This is a genomic window from Microvirga arabica (assembly GCF_016811235.1).
GTDB classification, from domain to species: Bacteria; Pseudomonadota; Alphaproteobacteria; order Rhizobiales; family Beijerinckiaceae; genus Microvirga; species Microvirga arabica.
In genome coordinates, this window is the sequence record NZ_JAFBID010000002.1 from 67,280 (window position 1) to 84,067 (window position 16,788).

Below are 16,788 nucleotides of genomic sequence, written 5' to 3' on the forward strand. Positions count from 1 at the left end.
GGCACTGGGGAATTCAGCCAGAACACTGTCCCCCAGCAGTATTGGCGATTCTTCCGCCGTACTCGACGATCAACCGATCCATGATCCCCCGATGAGAAACCAGACTTCGGAGCGTCTCGGTCTCATCCTGCTCCATCAGGCGCGAGTAACCCGCCACATCAGCCGCGAAGATGGCTGCCAGCCGCCTTTCAACCCTGTGCTCCTGCCGATCCATGGGAGCCTCAGTGCTACTTCAGATCCAATTTTGCTGTGGGTTAGGTCGGGTGTCCAGCCTTGATCACGGGTGAGCTAGGTTCCGCCTGCACAGTTACTCTCATCTTACGCGTCTTCGATCATCGTCAATTTCCGAATCGGGCGAGGCAGATCCGGGAAAGGGCCTTTCACCATCAGGCAGACCTGAGCTTTATCCGAGCCGGTAACCCAACGGTCAGACCCCAGGGACGGCCCAGACATCCAGTTCCCCCGCACCCTCCCGCAGTTTCTTCACCTCAGCATACTGCGGTGAGTTCCAGACCAAGCGGATGACCTCCATCGAGGGGAACTCGAACACAATCAGCCGCCGTCCATCATAGGAGCCTTCCAGGACTTCTACCGGACCGCCCCGGACGAGATAGCGGCCACCGTGCTGGGCGAAGAGTTCCGAAACCTGCTTGCGATACTCAGGCCAGCCGTCCTCGCGAGTGATCTTGATCAGCACTATCATGTAGGCAGCAGGCATGACGCAATCCCTCACCTCTGGTGCTGCCATTCTCAGCCCAGGTGCCGTTCGGGTCGATAAGTTTGTAATGATCCTATACCCAAGAGTTCTATAGCCGGGTGAACTTGTCGAGCAGATTGGTAGGGGCTGGTAGCTGGAGCGAAGGCAAAGGGTGTCTGTCATGCCGAAAGAGATCATCGAGGTCCCGGTTCTCTCACAGGCCGTTCGGGAGGTGGGGTGCCGCTCTCCCTCGTGACAAGGGCCAATGGTCTTGTCTTTGTGTCTGGGACGCCGCCTTTCGACCTGGAAACCGGCAAGTTCGTTCGTGGGGATATCGAGACTCAGACCGAAGCCTCGCTCAGAGCAGTTCAACGCTGCCTGGAAAGTGCAGGTACCTCGCTCGACAAGGTAGTGATGGTCCGGGTCTATGCGGCCAATGCTGGGTTCTACTCCGCTATCAACCGCGTCTATGCCCGTTTCTTTCCCGAGAACCCGCCCTCGCGGACCTTTGTGCCGGTGGCGTCCTGGCCCATGGAGTTCGACATCGAGATTGAGTGCGTCGCCGTGGCATAGGCTCTCTGGTAGCGTCCCAACTTCCGGCAGGAGGCGGCATGCACATCCATCATGTGAACATCCGGACCAAGCACCTGGACGCTTCGATTGCCTTCTATAGTGATGTGCTGGGGCTTGTTCATGGTCCCAGGCCCGATTTCGGCTTTCCAGGAGCGGGGCTCTACGACCGAGACAAGCCAGCGGTTCATCTAAACGAGGCGATTGAAACCCCATCTACAGCCTCAAACGCCTTTGATCATGTCGCCTTCTACACCGAAGACATGGACAGCATTCTGACCCGGCTGGATGCTATGGGGGTTCATTACTATGGCCTGCGGCCTCTTCCGGACGGTAAGACGCGCCAGTGCTTCCTGAAGGACCCGAACGGCATCACGGTTGAGATCACCGGGCCTTGAAGGCTGCACCCAAGAGGGCAGGGTCGAGAACCGACTGTTCCTGCTTTTACGATAAGGGTGGACCAACGAGTTCATGCGGCAATTGGCACGAGTGCTGAGTTGCTTGCGAAGCGTGGCCTTGCCTGCCAGACTTCCAGAATTCGCCAACCACAGGAATGCACCATGAAGCCGCCGACCATCGAAGAGTGGACCACCCATCTCCGGACTGCTTCGGATCGCGCCAGGAGTGTCTCAGGTCGGGTGAAGGTCTGGACCCAGGAAATTGCGGCGCGACGGGTGCAACGGCCTCATACATCAGACGAGACCACTAACCCTATCGGCATCCTTGCAGGGATCACGCTCGGCATCCCGGCTTTGCTGCTGATCCCGCTGGTCGGGATGAACCCTGGCGTTCAGGAAGGGACCTTCACGACTGTTGTGACCTTCCTCGTCGTTTCTGCCTTTGTCACGGCAGCGGTGTTCGAGATCAAAAGGTTGGCTGATCAGCAGTCTGAAGAGAACCATCACTGAACGGCAGACCTCCTACAGTTCCTGTCCTGCCCCGAGCCTCGGGGCATGAGGTTCCGGTGCGAGTTCGTCCCACAGGCTCTCACTGGTGTCACAATCGGTCAATGGTCGCCCTCCGACAGGTTGAGCCAGCGTGCTCAGTCCACCCCCACCTGTGATCTCGCGGACGATCTTAGCCCTGGTCTCGGTCAGGAACTGCTGGCGCTCTCGGACTGGGATCATGAAGGCATTCGCACCGCCGATCACACAATCGCGGTAGTATGCATCCAGTGTCGCATTCTCCCGCCGATCCGGGGCTTTGAGCATGATTGGGAGACCATTGATCGTGATCCCCCGCGCAACCGCCTGATCCCGCGCCTCTGTGACCAAGCGACCCTGATTGTTCGAGCCATCACCAGAGATATCGATCACCCGCCGCGCGGCCAGGAAGTGACCGGACGGGAAGAGAGCCATGCTGAACTCGATGGCTTCAGCGATGGAAGTACTCGCTGCACGGCTGACGGGAGCGCGGGCCAGCCGGTCTGCGAAGGCGATGCCGTCCGTGGGCGTTTCCACCACCGTCCAAGGGACAACAATACTCTGGAAGCGCGGGTGCGCTCCAGCCCACTCGACGTAAGTGACTGCGATCCGCCCCAGCATGCCGCTGCGGATCGCCTGATGGATCAGGGGCGAGCGGAATGCCTCGACATACCCTTGCCTCTGGAGGACCTGCTCATCCCGGTCCATGGAGGTGGAGACATCAACCGCCAGGACAAGGGCCAGATCAACCTCAGTCGGAGGGCGATGCCATGCTGGAGCAACCACCAGGAGCCCTGTTACCAGAGCAGGCAGGAACCACGGAGCCTTGGGGTAACGCATTGTACCCCCCCTCCCAAAGAAGGTTTTGTTCTCTCTGCCCCTGGCTGCTTTCTCAGCTTTCTTTTCTACGATAGGTCTCGTGACAGCCGCCGCAGTTCTGGCCGACCCGCTGGACCGCCGCCTGCAAGCTGGCCTGATCCGTGATCCCGGTCTGAGCCGTCTTGGCATCCTGTTCGAGCTTGACCGCACGGGCATCGAAATCAGCTTTGCGCTCCCAGATCACCGGCAGAGCATCGGTCTTGCCTTGCTGCGAGCCTGTCGGGAACAGGGCAGGGACCTGTCGGGCGTTCTGCTCGATCCGCTGGAGGGCGGCTTGGGCTGTCGCTGCATTGAAAGGAGCCTGTCCTCGGGCCATGCCGGTCAATGCTCGCATCTGCTCCTGGTTGTTCTTCATCAGATTCTGGCGCTGACGAATTGGATCACTCTGCTGGGCCAGCACTCCGAGCCCGCTGAGCATCAACACACTGGCTGAAACTACGGTGGTTTTACGCATCGTCGCGTTTCCTTCTGGCTCGCCCGGAGGATGACTCTCCCTGGCTGATAGGGCCAGAGGGGCATGAGTGTTAGAACGAACCATTCGGCTCAAGTAACCAATGGCGCGAAATGGTACCGTCTCCAGACTTGAAGTTCAGGGACAGGATTTTGCAGGCTCCCGTCCGCTCTTTGCCGACAACCTAATCACCTTCGGCACTTATGCGGCGTTCACGCTAGGACGTGCGGCAACCGAGAAGGAACAGTGGCGCAAAGTCTGGAGCCATATCAACGGGTTCCGCTGGCGGCTTGATGACTTGCGCACCATCGTGTCAAGCGACCGGCTTACCGGCGGTTGGCATGGCGGTGTTCGAGTCCAGCGGGTACACCGAAGCGGCACGGCTCTTAACTGAACGGGACGTGCGACGGAGGTGCTCGGGCGGCAGGCTGTGGGCGAGGAGTGTTTGCTAGGGAGACGGATCTTCACCGAGCCAGTCTCCCGCTGCTTCTGTTAAGAGGTTCTCGCCTTAGACCGAGCGGCGGGGATGGGCCGAGCAACGAGGATTGTTCGGGAAATTGGGGCATTGTCATTGGCAGGCATCGGAGGGCTCCACAAGCTCTGCCATTAATCATGCTGGAAATAACCCCGCTTCGATCCGTCTCGGAAGGGTTATTTCGTTCGCCAGATGTAGTACGCTCACCATACTTCATCGGAATAACAGTCGGCGGCGTGCGACCAGCCACGGACTGGGAGTGGAATGGTTTTACAATGAGTGTTGGTGAGGATCAGCTAACCGCCGTGGCCGTTCTTGGCATTGCTCTAGCACTTGGAGCCGGTCTATTCGTCCTGCTCATAACGCTGGTGAAACGGATATGGGCCTGGATGGTCGGCAACCGTCCGCAGGCTCCAAAGGAAGGCGAGAAGGCACCAGGGACGGAGCCAGCCTCAGGATCAGTTCTCGGGGTCACGGCATCAGATCTCTTTGTCGTCAGGTCCAATCTCAATGCTGTCTCCCGACAGGTTGAGGACCTGGAGCGAAAGCTTCGGGCCATCGAAGCCCAAGGAGCCAATATCGTTAGGCTGACGCGTATGAGTGCCAGCTAACGGGGCTCTCAAAGATCGCGGGTGGTCTTGCGTGTGGATTTATGCTCCTTGCCCCGTCGCGAGGGTGTACAGACGCATGCTCTCGTTGAGGCCCTTGAGGGCGAACTCGCCTCGTTCCTCCAGTGACAGACCAGATCCTGCCACGAGATCCCGGACCGTCCGGGATACCAACACCTTACCGCCCCCTGCGAGTGCCGCGATCCGCGCCGCTATATGGACGGCGATCCCGCTAATGTCTTCGCCTTTGATCTCGATCTCTCCCGTGTGCACCCCACAGCGGACCTCCAAGCCCAAAGATGCTGCGGTTTCGGTAATGGCACTCGCGCATCGCACTGCCCGCGCAGGACCATCGAACGTCGCAAGAAAACCATCGCCGAGGGTCTTGATCTCCCGCCCCCAGTAACGAGCCAGTTCCTCTCGAATTGCCTGATCGTGCTGCTCCAGGAGGCTCTGCCAGCGCCGGTCGCCAAGCTCCGCCGCCTTCTTGGTGGACTCGACGATATCAGTGAACAGCACCGTCGCCAGAACCCGGTCCGGTTCATGGACGGCCCGTGCTCCCGTCAGGAACTCCTCGATCTCGTCTGTCAGACGGTCCACATCGCCGACCCAGGCCACATGATCGGAGCCGGGTAGTTCAACGTACTTCGCACCAGAGATAGCTGCCCCAAGATACCGGCCTGCCTCAACGCTGACCCTTGGATCACCTGTTCGGTGCAGAACGAGCGTTGGCACGCGGATGGCCGGAAGGATGTGGCGGATGTCGATCTCGCTGTTCATCTGCATCAGCGCAATGACGGCAGAGGGGCTGGCCCCGAGCCGTTCGAACCGTGCCCACCATCGTTTGAAACGCTGGTCGGACACCTTGCTGGGTGCAAAGGCTTTCAGGCTTGTGCCAGTTCCCCAGTCCTGCTCGATCATCTCAAGAAACGCCGGGAGTTTGTCGGGTGGCAGGACCCAGGATGGGAAATGACCATAGGCTCCATAGAGCACGAGTGCCTGGGTGCGCTCAGGATAAGTGGCGGCGAATAGCGTGCTCATTGCGCCGCCCTCGGAAATGCCGAAGAGAGCCGCCCGCTTGCTCTCCACCGCGTCCATAACGGCCCGCACGTCGTCCATGCGTTCTTCCAAAGTCGGTAAGCTCCCGAGACGGTCGGAGAGCCCGGTTCCCCGCTTGTCAAAGAGGATGAGACGGCTGAAGGAACTGAGGCGTGAGAGAAAGTGGGCCAGGGTGGGCTCATCCCAATAGTGGTCGAGGTTGGAGATGAAGCCGGGCACGAACACCAGATCGAGCGGTCCGTTGCCGATCACTTGATAGGCGATCCGGAGATTGCCGCTACGGGCGTAATGGACCTCCACTTCCATGGCTTGTCTCATGATGCTGTGAGGTGAGCGGCTATCCCTCAGAGGTGCTCAACAAAGCTTCCAAGCCAACTCTTGGCTGCTGGAACTGCCGTCGAACAGTTCGAAAAGGCTCTACCGGCCCAACGAGGCTGTCAAGAACGCCGTGGCCCTGTTCGGTCGGGGAACTCGGTCTTAGTTCTTGTGCTCTGATGTCCGTGAGCCTTCGCCTCATTGAGGGAGGGAAACTATTCTTGGCTAGGGCTCCGCTCAGCGTCAGCCGCGTACCGTCCAGCTTGTAGAACCGCCCATCGACCCCCGGAGTTGATGGAGCCACCTGATCGGACCCAAGAACATTGACGTTCTCGCCTGGGCGATGATCTCGCGCTTCGACGAAACCATTTTCAGGTGCCAAGAAGCGCCGCCTTGTCAGGGATGGTTCACCCCTCGCACGGCACGGTTTAGAATGGCGCCTTGATCGGGCGGCGGTCGGGAGATGACGTGCCAGGGAGGTGCCAATGGGTTGGGCTGGATCAGGTGCGCTGATTGCATGGCACGATGTCGAGGACGGTCGAAAGGCCGAGTACCTCGACTGGCACTCCCATGAACACTTGAGGGAGCGGCTTGCGATCCCTGGCTTCCACCAGGGTCGCCGGTACTCCGTTGTCGGTTCTGGGCCTCAGTTTCTGGTCTTGTACACCGTCAGAGACCCCGATGTTTTTACATCGCAAACCTACCTGGAGCACCTGAACCATCCCACGGACTGGACCCAGCAAGTTATGCCTGCGCTGCGGAACATGAACCGGAGCCTGTGTCGCGTTGCGGCATCGAGCGGATCGGGTGCGGGCCGCTGTCTTCAGACCATCCGGTTCTCTCCTCAACCTGGACGCGACGCACACCTGCGCGGTGTCTTGACAAGCGAGGCGCAGTCGCTGGCGCACCAACAGGGTCTCTGTGCCGCCTCTCTTCTGATTGCAGATCAGGATCGAAGCAGAGAACCAACCCGCGAAACAGCCCTTCGGGGTGGTCAGGAGGCGGTGGCCGACTGGGTGTTGCTGGTCGAAGGCTATGACGAAGCGGTGGTGGCGCAAGACCGCTCCGAACTGTTGCGGCAGAGTGGTGCTGGCCCAGACATTACCCGCGATCTCTACAGGATCGATCACATCTGTTTCTGAGACGACGCGTGGACTCCGTGAGCACCCCCTCCGCATACGTGCCTTCGTAAGCAGGCTTGCGTCGAATGATTGGACACAGATCTCATGGCTCTTTGGGTCGCCTGATAGCGACCATTAAGGCTGGCTCATGCGCCACGCAGTCGCTTTATCATCCGCTCTGGGTTTTCTGGCACTGAACGGGAGCAAGGGCACTTCCGAGATCCGGCCCAATCCATTGCCTTGACTCAGTCCGGCATCCTCAAGTCCAGGAAGTATCAGTTTTGACGCTTGGGGGGCCGACGCGCGTATATCCCGCTTAGTTTCACGTCAGAAACAGGATAGAGGTAGTCAATCACGACGAGAGCCACCACAAGAGCCACAAGCACAACGCCAATGGCGACAACGAGGATCGACAGGCTATCCATAGCACGCCCCTACTTCATCCATGTGCCGCCTAAGACCTATGAGATTGTTGTCTCTCAGGCGGATTGTATCAACACATCTGAGGAGTTACTCCGCTCGTATGGCGGGCTTGGTGCCATGATTGGGGTGCCAAGCGGCCACCATCGTGACCGTTGATCAAGCCCAGCAGCACCTATCAGGGTGTTGGTGATGTGAAATGACTTACTTCTGCAATGCAAAGAGCAATGACTTCAAACCTTGGCAATAATCGGGCAACTACCCAGCAGTAGGATTATGAGAACCAGAAGCCTCAATCCCGGCTGTAGAAGAACAGAAACGCGTAGGGAACGAGTACCATCAGGACTTTGGACCTTCGTCGCGCCAGGATGAGTGTGTGAAGGGCAGCAAGTCATAGGCGTAATCAGGGCCTCCCTTGAGTGTCCTGACAGCCCGATGGAGCGTCTCAGGCTGCCAGGGTTTCTCGGGATTGTCGGGAGCTTTCCTCGTGATCCTGCGGATCATGGCTTTGATGTGCTTGGCAACCTGATCATCCATGTGCGTCATGGGCACCCCTCCCAGGACCACTCAGGCTCACCATCAATCATGACCGGAATGAGCCTCGCTTGAGGCGCTTCGGGGAAACCAGCAGGTTTGGCACCATCTTCAGCAGGTGGCTCGACTATCGAACGATGGACATATTGAATCTGTGGGTGACTAGTTTTGGCCCTGCCTGCTCATAGGGTAGGCCCATGTACAGACTTGAACGGATCTGGAGCTAACTGCTTCCGATCCCTTTCTTTGTCTGTGGGCGCTCAAGGAACTACCAGCGGCGGTTAGCAGAACCAGTTGGTGCGGGTGGCGTTAACCTATGTTAACTTTTGCGTGGGCTGACCCTTGATCAAGCATCTACTGAAATTCAGCGACAGGTCTCATGCTGTAATCGACCCTATTGATGGGGTACTTGTGGCGACTGCGATGACAGCCACAAGTGTTGCCATCCTTCTATGTTCTCAGTTGCCATAGGAGTTGCTTGAGAAGGTGGAGAGCGGCCATGACAGAGTTTGGAACGCCGCCATCCGTGTTGTGGGATACCCTGAAGCTATCAGCCGAACCCTTGCGCGGGCGCAGCGATATTCTGGTGGTCGCTCAGGTGAAGGTGCAGGACGGCGGGCAGAAGCGCCCTGACGAATACCGGATCAACTTTGAGATCAACCGGCATCATGGTTTGGTGTCGTATGACACGGAAGTTCTGGTGTCGGCTGTGGGAGCGGATAGCCCCCGCTGGCGGTATTCCGGACGGCGCGACCTTGTTGTGGCCGTCAAGGACCGCTTCCTCAACACACAACTCTACAGCCATGTAGCCGGTCAACTGGGCTGGGTTCCCGCCACAAGTACGTAGCCACCACACTCCCTGATCGAGGAGGGGTGTCATGCCTGAAGCACGCGTTGGCGTTCGAGTGGCTGATGACCGGCAATCCGTGACCGTCGAGATCGGCCCTGTTGAAGGCCCGTCCGCACCAGTTGCGCTGAGCCTTGAGCAATTGACCCAGGTGATCAACCTTTTCGGGCAAGCACGAATGCAGATGCTGGAAGGGAAGCGGATCGAACCGCTCGACGGCACGACGGTCACCACCATCACCGATCCCATGTGGTACGTTCAGGTGGCGAAGATTGACGGGTCGCTCCTTGCGTTCAACCACCCGGCCTATGGACCAGTCGCCTTTGCCCTTCCCCGAGGTGACGTGGCTAAGATTGTCGGCATTTTGACCAATCACCTTGCCCTTCCGGCATGCCAGCCAGACAAACCGAGTTGAGGCACCCGCTAGACCTCTTCCGCGTTATCCAAAGGGTTGCCATGGGGGCAGTCCGATGACCAATCATGGCTTCAAATCTGTGGTGCTTCCATTGATCCTAGCCCTTGGGCTGAGCGTCCTTGGGGTACTGATTGCGGTCTTGGTGGGGCTTGCCTGGGAATAAACAACTTGCAAGCCTCTGGCTGGCATCCCTGAACCTATCCCTCTGGGCAGATTACTGGTGCCGTCCTGCTGGCTAATATTCCTGTCACCATGCCCCAGTACATTCTCTTCGTCTGTAATCAGCACAATCGTATCAAGTATCCCGAGAGCTTTGACCTGCCTGACATTGAGGCGGCACATGATGCTGCACGACGGGTCGCCAAGGTCTTCATGGAAGTCGTTCCGTACTGGAGAGATCTGCCTCCTGACCAGAAGGACGAGTTCAGGGTGGAGATTGTTGATGAGGCTGGTGAGCGGCTATTGACCGTACCCTTCAAGGAACCGGAGCAAGGCGAACCACACCACGGCAGGCGTGGTGACGAGGGTGAATAGCTCTCAAGGGGAGACAACATACCCAGCAATGGAATGCCCGCAGCACAAAGCGGCCCCGCCATAATGCGTCATCCACCCCATGGGGGATCCGATGGCGCACAGGTTCCATGTTCATCAGCTTGTTCGCATGAGGGTGCTGCTGTTGGATAAATCCCGCAACGGCATCCATCAGATTGTCCGCCTGTTGCCCTTGGCTATGGACGGAACTCCCCTCTATCGCATCAAGAGTGCAACAGAGGGGACGGAGCGTGTGGTTACAGAGGATGAGATCGTACCTGCATCCCATTAGCTCTGGGCTTTAGCCAGCCTCTCAACCAAACGTTTCCAGATCTTGTTGGGATGTCATTCCGAGGAGTTGACGCTCCTCACAGCCCAAAGAACAAGCCTCGTCTTATCCGCCGCTGAAGCTGTTCCAGTTTGCGTCGGTAAGGCTTCCGTTCCGCCTCAAGGCGTCGTTCCCGCTCAACCCATAGCCGCTGCTTGACAGCACCAGGGCCAAACCGTTGCACCAACCGCTCGCGGTCCCGTTCTTACCGGCATTCAACATCGGCCAAAGCTGCCAGGGTGGTCTGAAGCTCATGGAGCAAGTTAGGTTGCTGCAAGCGTCTAAACCGCGAGTGAGTTCTGAGCCCAGTGCGCTGCGGGTCGGCCCAAGTTGCTATTCTGGCGTTGTGCATCATCAATGCGGGCCAGGGCAGCTTCGATCTTCGGTGGTAAGGGCTGGCGGATAATGTCGATGTAGAAACTGCGGAGGTCTTCGCCGATGGTCCGCAGAAGCTCCTCATCAGAGATCAGCGAAACACGCCTTCCACCTTCACTGATGCTTCCCACCGCCGCCTCCAAATCACCGCCACAGTAGAAGTAGCGGGGCGTTGAGAATGCGTTAACCATATTCGTGGTGGCCTGTGGATAACGGGCAAAAGATCGGATTTATTCGTATCGGGCACTTGCCTGCTTTCGGAAGTTAGGCGGTCGAGAGCCTCTCCCTTGCCGATCCTTTCGGCAGCAGTCCGTAACAAATCTAACGGGACCTTTCAGGTCCATCTCGTGGAGGCCCGCTGGCCCAGACCTCACCTGCGAGACCAAGCATCCTGTCCACCGCAGTCCGAAGGTCCTCACTGGCGGCTTGCATGCGGACGCCCTCCAAGATCAGTCCCAGCCTTCGCCGCTCCCGCCAAGGGAGAGAAGCCAGGGTTGTCTCAAGGGTGAGCCTGTCACGAGCGGCGACACCGGCCCGCTCGGCGATCTCGTCAATTTTGGCGGCAAGTTCGCCCCAGTGGGCGGTAGCTTTCGAAGAGAATGGGTTTGAAACGCTCATACGCAGAAATCTGACACCGAAACCGGCAGGCGAAGTGTCGCCTGCACGTTAAACAGCGGAAAACGTGGGGAGCCGAAACAGGTTTCTTGGCTGCGTCGTTTTGCCAGAAATCTTCCACTTGTGCCGAGCCTGACCTTCAAACAGGCTGGACGTGCGACAGCCCGCAGAAGGCTGTGCATCAAGGCAGATCATGGTTCACGAACGTATTTTCTCGAACGCCGCTCAAGAGAATTCCTCCGACAACGATTTTGAGGCAGCCGCACGGGCGCATGTGAAATCGCTTGAGGATGCAGGCGGAACGCCGGAGCAGATTGTCCGCCAGCTTGCAGATGTTGTCGCCTCGTATGCCACTGGGGGTCTCGACGATGAAGCCAGTGCCCTGCGCGAGTTTATCCGCCAGTACCAGTTGAAATGGAAAAGGACGGGGCTCGTCCATCCTAAAACGAACGCAGGATAAGGCAGCCTTGCTGTTCGTGGCCAGTGCTGCTCCGGGTTGTTGTTAACCAGAGACAACCTTGGATGCCGTCAGTGCTACTTTCTCATCACAGTGGAGCCATGCCCACCCGGAGGCTTGGTTGCCGCGCTTTTCGGATAGCAGGAAGATGAAGCACCCGCTTGCCAAATTGGCAGGATCGAGTTTGCAGTCTGATGGCTTCCAGACAGACACGCTGGGCGTGCTGTGCTTAACAAGCGGCGTCGCATGAGTGGGAACGGACTACTGGCGTACGCCGGAAGTCTACTTGCGGCTCGCCTGTGGCTTTGATTAGAACAAGCCACCTAAGAAAAAAGGCCGCTAGAGAGCGGCCCGAAGTTTAGGGAGGAAACGCCCAAGAAGGGCAGCAACACGGCGACGTCAATCGCTGTATTGCACTGCAAAATATAGTTCTTGTCTGAACAATGGGCGAGATCAAATGGGCAGCATGGCTGCCCTTTTTTGTAACTGCTGACCTGCGGTAAGTGCATGACGCTTCGTAACGGCGAGGCTTTAAGCGACGTGCCCGAATGCTCTGGCCGGAACTTTCGTATTTAGTCAGCAGCCCTCTGGATCTCGCATTCCAAATAAGGCTGCAAGCTCAAGCCGCCTCTGCCTTTACGGCTGGCGCAGTGGGAAGTGGCATCCAGCCCACGGGTTCCAAGCGCTTCGGGCGCTCATGGACATGACGCTCATCCCGCGACAGCCACCGGCCTGAGACGCTGCTGAAGTACCCGATCTCGACGCGCTCCACCCAGAGCAGGACATCATCTTCGTTCGTTGGCGCAGTTTTCATCGGCAGCCACTCGTCCATTCATCCCATCCATCGTTAATCAATCGTGAACGTTCAAGCTAGAGGAGCCGCATCAGAGATAAAGGCTTGACAGGATATCGAACCGGCTGCGGAGCGGAAGGTTAGAGGAGAGAAGTCGGCCATCTTAAGGTCAATGGATCGGGCATTAACCTTTAGTCCGTACTGCTTGGTGAGCGTCCGCAGAACCTGTCCACACTGTTCAGTGTGGGTCTCACCCCTACATTAAGAACATAGTCTTTCTGTCCAGCGAGGCTTCCAAGGCCCAATGACCGTCACCGGAAGTCACGACACCACCCTGGTGGTGCTCTCCACTCTGATCGCGACTGTCGCCTCCTATACGGCCCTCGATCTGGCGGGTCGCATCCGGATGGCCCAGGGCTGGGCCAAGCACGCATGGCTGGCCGCTGCCGCCTTCGCCATGGGTGGTGGCATCTGGGCTATGCACTTCGTCGCCATGTTGGCCTTCAGCATGCCGGACATGCCGGTGCGCTATGATCTGGGGCTGACGGCGGTCTCCTTCGCCCTGCCAATCCTCGTCACTGGCACCGGCTTTCTGGTGGTGATCCGGCCAAACGCTGGCCTCAAAGCCCTGGCGCTCAGCGGCCTTGTCATGGGGCTCGGGATCGCAGGCATGCACTACACCGGCATGGCGGCAATGCGGATGCCCGCCGATCTGAGCTATAACAGCGTGTGGGTGGCCATCTCCGTCCTGATCGCCATCGGAGCCTCGATGGTCGCGCTCTGGCTCGCCTTCCGGAACACTGGTCTGGGTCAGAAGGTGGTTGCTGCCGTGGCAATGGGAATTGCCGTATCGGGCATGCATTATGCCGCCATGCATGCGGCAGTCTTCACCGCGTATCCCGGCATCGATCAGGCCCACGGGGAGGCCAGCCTGGAACAGACAACCCTCGCCCTTGCGATTGCTGCGGCAACCTTCCTGATCCTTTTCCTGGCGCTGATTGCCGCGATGTTCGACCGCCGCTTCGCCCTGCTGGCCGAGCGCGAAGCCGCCGCCCTGCGGGCGAGCGAGGAACAGTACCGCACCCTGTACAAGAAGACCCCGCTACCGCTCCATTCCGTCAATGAGGCCGGGATCATCGAGCATGTCAGCGAGGCGTGGCTCGATCTCCTGGGCTACCGGCGCGAGGAAGTGGTGGGGCGACCGATCACCGACTTCATGACCGAAGACGCGATCCAACGTCGAAGCGAACTCTGGCCAAAGCTGCTGCGTGATGGGGTGTTCAAAGACGCCGAGTACCGCCTCATCACCAAAAGTGGGGCGGTCCTGGATGTGCTCTTCTCAGGCCGGGTCGAACGGGATGGGGACGGTCGGTTCCTGCATGTTCTTGGTGGGGTGGTGGATGTCACGGCCCGCAAGAAGGCGGAGGAAGCGCTGCGGCATGCCCAGAAGTTGGAAGCGGTAGGCCAGCTAACGGGCGGGGTCGCACACGACTTCAACAACCTGCTGGCGGTGGTGCTCGGCAATCTCGAACTCCTGCGCAAGCGCGTGCCCGATGATCCGAAGATCACGCGCTTGCTCGACAGCGCCATCCAGGGAGCGCAACGCGGAGCCGCCCTGACCCAGCGCATGCTGGCGTTTGCCCGCCGCCAGGACCTCAAGCCCGAGCCGGTTGATCTGCCCGATCTCGTGAAGGACATGGCCGATCTGCTTCAGCAGTCCACTGGCTCGTTGGTGCGGATCGAGACCCGCTTCCCGCTCGGTCTGCCCCGTGCACGGGTGGATGCCAACCAGCTTGAACTGGCCTTGCTGAACCTTGTGGTGAATGCGCGGGATGCCATGCCGGAGGGCGGCGTCATCACCATTGCGGCGCAGGAGCAGACTATCGATCAGGATCACGGCATCGGCCTTGCCCTGGGCCGCTACGTCTGCCTGTCGGTGACCGACACGGGCGAGGGCATGGATGAGGCCACCCTGGCGCGAGCCATGGAGCCGTTCTTCACCACGAAGGGAGTTGGCAAGGGGACGGGTCTGGGGCTCTCGATGGTCCATGGCATGGCCGCACAGTCAGGCGGACGCTTGGTGGTCAGCAGCCGCAAGGGCGAGGGCACGACCGCTGAGATATGGCTGCCTGCCATCTATGCACAGGCCGTCGCGCCAGCCGTACCGGCGTCTCAGGGTCATGTGTCCTCCTTGAGCGCAGGCAGCAAAGGGCTCATGGTTCTTGTTGTCGATGACGATCCGCTGGTGCTTCAGAACACAGTAGCCATGCTGGAAGACCTCGGCCATCGGGTGCTGGAAGCCGCCTCCGGGCGTGAGGCATTGGACTATCTTGGTCGCGCCCACACGGTGGAGTTGGTGATCACGGACCAAGCCATGCCCGGCATGACCGGAGTGCAGCTTATCGAGGCGATCAGGCGGCAATGGCCGCATCTGCCCATCATCCTGGCATCTGGTTACGCCGACCTGCCGTTCCGCCTAAGCCCCGATATCGTCAGGCTGAGCAAGCCGTTTCGGCAGGATGGCCTCGCACGAGCCGTGGCTGAGGGGATGGCAGCGGCGAACAGCAAGGTGGTCCCGTTCCGCTCCAAGCAGGCTGAGGATCAGGCGAAGCACGAGATCTGACGAGGTTAAGCTATCGCGGGGAGCAGTGGCCGCTGGGATGGTTGCCTAACTCGTTCCCCTGATCATCGGCGTCCGCTACGGTGCAGGGTCAGAACGGCGAAGATGGTATGGGCAGCAAGCGTGCGAAGGTCTGTCGGATCTTACCGTAGCACTCGCAGGCGATCTCTTCGAGACCAGTCCGGTCCGCGATCTTGATGCCGCCGCGCTGCTGCGTGATCAGGCCCTGTGTTTGAAACGTGCGCAGGGTCGTGCTGACGGTGGAGCGCTGCACCCCGAGCAGTTCGGCCAGATCGGCATGGGTCAGGGGCAAGATATCTTCATCGATGCGGTCACGGGTGCTCAATAGCCAGTTGCCGCAGCGAGCTTCCACCGTGTGGATGGCATTGCAGGAGACGGTCTGAAAGGTCTGGGCGAGCAGCGCCTCCGAGTAGCCAAGGATCAGCCGCCGCAGCTTGGGGCGAGCCTGCATCGCCTCCTGCATGCGATCAATAGCAATCCGGGAGGCGGTGCCGGGAACCTGCACTTTGTAGCGCCCGAAAGCCTCCCGCGAGACGATAGCGCTGATCAGCCCAAACAAGCCTTCCCGCCCGAAGGACGCCACCTCGACGAACTGGCCTTCCTCCATGACGTTGATCAGGCCCACAATCGCGTCGTGTGGGAAGTAGGTGTAGCGGATCGGATCATGAGGTTCGTACAGCACAGTGCCTTTCGGCAGGATCACGGTCTCCAAGTGCGGCTCAAGGTGCGCCAGATCCTCAGGCTCCAGGGCAGCCAGAAGCCAGTTCTTGCGGTGATGAGCCTTCGAAGTCGGTGCCATAGCAGGGCTTTGTGCTCTTTGCCTGTAAGACAACATTGCGAGGGGAGCCTTTGATCCTCGTCCAGTGGAGCCAGATGCCAAGAGGGTAACAGGAGCAAGCGAAACCGCGCTGTTGTCCTGTTCACACAGAGTCACGGCGTTAACGGATCAAACGGATTGTGCCTGCAATGCAGGCAAAGACCAGGATGAGCATTGCCCCTTCTGAGGGCACAAGTCGGCCTTCGATCCAGTCATTCAGGACCACACCGCCCGCCGCAAGCCCAATAAAGTACAGCGATGCAATGATGGTTCGGGTGCAGGTGGGTGGCTCATCCAACTTTCGGCCTTCCTGTGCCATAGGTCTCTCTGGCGTGATCATTGAGACATTCCCGCGCGTCCGAGCCTAACTGGCTGCCCGATAACTGCGGCTAAGCCGACTGCTCCTATTCGCCGCAGATCCCGGCTTGTGGTTCGCCATGGCAGGAGATGATCTCCGATTATCTCGACGCCACTGCTCCATGAGCGTCACGTTGCGCCTTTGGAGCGCTGTCTCCGGAGGAGCCTGCGCTTGATCTGTCTGCTGCTCGCGCAAGCGCCTGACGTTGAGAGGGAGTAGGATCGCGTGGAGTATCAGGACGGGATAAATCGCTCCGAGAGCCCCATACGCGATAAAAAACACATTGGCAGTGATCGCGGCCACTCTCATCGGCAACATGCGCTTCTGAGCAAAGGTGTATAAAGTGGCACCAGAGGCCAGAAAGCCGAAACAGTCGATGATTTGTCCGTTCAGTAGGTTCAGGGAAGTCGCACCCAAATTTCATCTCCTGCAATCACTTCCGCAGGGGGCAATGGCACAATCAGAAAGTTACACGACAATGGAGAGCCCCGAGCAAATCAGAGCATCAGGATGTCGCTGTTCCCAGCCTAGTTCTTCTCCCATTTGGGAGATGACAAGC

18 protein-coding genes and 1 pseudogene are annotated in these 16,788 nt (G+C 59.0%); 9 read left to right on the top strand and 10 right to left on the bottom strand.

Going from position 1 to position 16,788, the window contains the following annotated elements:
• Positions 1-13: 13 nt before the first annotated feature.
• On the bottom strand, positions 14-214 hold the full coding sequence (locus JQC81_RS01535; protein ID WP_203269946.1) for a hypothetical protein: 201 nt from the start codon (positions 212-214) through the stop codon (positions 14-16).
• 213 nt (positions 215-427) lie between these two features.
• A complete protein-coding gene (locus JQC81_RS01540) occupies positions 428-718 on the bottom strand; it encodes a DUF1330 domain-containing protein (protein ID WP_203269947.1) in 291 nt (96 codons plus the stop codon).
• 160 nt (positions 719-878) lie between these two features.
• Here JQC81_RS01540 and JQC81_RS01545 point away from each other — a divergent pair.
• The 3 genes and pseudogenes from JQC81_RS01545 to JQC81_RS01555 all read left to right on the top strand — a co-directional run bounded on the left by JQC81_RS01545 (position 879) and on the right by JQC81_RS01555 (position 2,175).
• Positions 879-1,270 (top strand): annotated as a pseudogene (locus JQC81_RS01545) (RidA family protein).
• Positions 1,271-1,308: 38 nt separating this feature from the next.
• Entirely contained in the window at positions 1,309-1,665 is a 357-nt protein-coding gene (locus tag JQC81_RS01550; protein WP_203269948.1) for a VOC family protein, read from the top strand.
• A 240-nt stretch (positions 1,666-1,905) separates the two neighbouring features.
• Positions 1,906-2,175, top strand: coding sequence for a hypothetical protein (locus JQC81_RS01555; RefSeq protein WP_203269949.1), 270 nt, complete (start codon positions 1,906-1,908; stop codon positions 2,173-2,175).
• Positions 2,176-2,187: 12 nt separating this feature from the next.
• Here JQC81_RS01555 and JQC81_RS01560 read toward each other — a convergent pair whose 3' ends face one another.
• From JQC81_RS01560 to JQC81_RS01570, 3 genes are all read right to left on the bottom strand, one after another.
• On the bottom strand, positions 2,188-3,030 hold the full coding sequence (locus JQC81_RS01560) for a DUF1194 domain-containing protein (protein WP_203269950.1): 843 nt from the start codon (positions 3,028-3,030) through the stop codon (positions 2,188-2,190).
• Between the two features lie 52 nt (positions 3,031-3,082).
• Entirely contained in the window at positions 3,083-3,523 is a 441-nt protein-coding gene (locus tag JQC81_RS01565; protein ID WP_203269951.1) for a c-type cytochrome, read from the bottom strand.
• 1,122 nt (positions 3,524-4,645) lie between these two features.
• The gene (locus tag JQC81_RS01570; protein WP_203269952.1) at positions 4,646-5,968 is read right to left on the bottom strand and encodes an adenylate/guanylate cyclase domain-containing protein; all 1,323 of its coding nucleotides are present in this window, start codon (positions 5,966-5,968) and stop codon (positions 4,646-4,648) included.
• A gap of 494 nt (positions 5,969-6,462) precedes the next feature.
• Between JQC81_RS01570 and JQC81_RS01575 the strand changes: the two genes are divergently transcribed.
• Positions 6,463-7,119 (top strand): DUF4286 family protein, encoded by a 657-nt coding sequence (locus JQC81_RS01575; protein ID WP_203269953.1) that lies wholly within the window; start codon positions 6,463-6,465, stop codon positions 7,117-7,119.
• A 738-nt stretch (positions 7,120-7,857) separates the two neighbouring features.
• Here the strand turns inward: JQC81_RS01575 and JQC81_RS01580 are convergent.
• Complete coding sequence (locus JQC81_RS01580; protein ID WP_203269954.1) at positions 7,858-8,064, bottom strand: hypothetical protein; 207 nt, start codon at positions 8,062-8,064, stop codon at positions 7,858-7,860.
• 487 nt (positions 8,065-8,551) lie between these two features.
• Here JQC81_RS01580 and JQC81_RS01585 point away from each other — a divergent pair, with 487 nt between their 5' ends.
• The 3 genes from JQC81_RS01585 to JQC81_RS01595 all read left to right on the top strand — a co-directional run bounded on the left by JQC81_RS01585 (position 8,552) and on the right by JQC81_RS01595 (position 9,848).
• Positions 8,552-8,899 carry a hypothetical protein gene (locus JQC81_RS01585; RefSeq protein ID WP_203269955.1) on the top strand — a complete coding sequence of 116 codons (348 nt, stop codon included), beginning with the start codon at positions 8,552-8,554 and terminating at the stop codon, positions 8,897-8,899.
• 31 nt (positions 8,900-8,930) lie between these two features.
• Positions 8,931-9,314 (top strand): hypothetical protein, encoded by a 384-nt coding sequence (locus JQC81_RS01590; protein ID WP_203269956.1) that lies wholly within the window; start codon positions 8,931-8,933, stop codon positions 9,312-9,314.
• 252 nt (positions 9,315-9,566) lie between these two features.
• Entirely contained in the window at positions 9,567-9,848 is a 282-nt protein-coding gene (locus tag JQC81_RS01595) for a DUF6894 family protein (protein ID WP_203269957.1), read from the top strand.
• A gap of 606 nt (positions 9,849-10,454) precedes the next feature.
• Here the strand turns inward: JQC81_RS01595 and JQC81_RS01600 are convergent.
• Positions 10,455-10,739, bottom strand: coding sequence for a hypothetical protein (locus JQC81_RS01600; RefSeq protein WP_203269958.1), 285 nt, complete (start codon positions 10,737-10,739; stop codon positions 10,455-10,457).
• Positions 10,740-11,356: 617 nt separating this feature from the next.
• Here JQC81_RS01600 and JQC81_RS01605 point away from each other — a divergent pair.
• A complete protein-coding gene (locus tag JQC81_RS01605) occupies positions 11,357-11,623 on the top strand; it encodes a hypothetical protein (protein WP_203269959.1) in 267 nt (88 codons plus the stop codon).
• 616 nt (positions 11,624-12,239) lie between these two features.
• On the opposite strand, the gene JQC81_RS01610 is transcribed toward JQC81_RS01605, so the two are convergent.
• Entirely contained in the window at positions 12,240-12,452 is a 213-nt protein-coding gene (locus JQC81_RS01610; RefSeq protein ID WP_203269960.1) for a hypothetical protein, read from the bottom strand.
• A 265-nt stretch (positions 12,453-12,717) separates the two neighbouring features.
• Between JQC81_RS01610 and JQC81_RS01615 the strand changes: the two genes are divergently transcribed.
• Positions 12,718-15,036, top strand: a complete 2,319-nt coding sequence (locus JQC81_RS01615; protein ID WP_203269961.1) for an MHYT domain-containing protein — start codon at positions 12,718-12,720, stop codon at positions 15,034-15,036.
• A gap of 88 nt (positions 15,037-15,124) precedes the next feature.
• Here JQC81_RS01615 and JQC81_RS01620 read toward each other — a convergent pair whose 3' ends face one another.
• Both JQC81_RS01620 and JQC81_RS01625 read right to left on the bottom strand, forming a co-directional pair.
• Positions 15,125-15,853: a Crp/Fnr family transcriptional regulator gene (locus JQC81_RS01620; RefSeq protein ID WP_203269962.1), complete on the bottom strand. Its 729-nt coding sequence runs from the start codon at positions 15,851-15,853 to the stop codon at positions 15,125-15,127.
• A gap of 139 nt (positions 15,854-15,992) precedes the next feature.
• Entirely contained in the window at positions 15,993-16,190 is a 198-nt protein-coding gene (locus JQC81_RS01625; RefSeq protein WP_203269963.1) for a hypothetical protein, read from the bottom strand.
• Positions 16,191-16,788 lie beyond the last annotated feature (598 nt).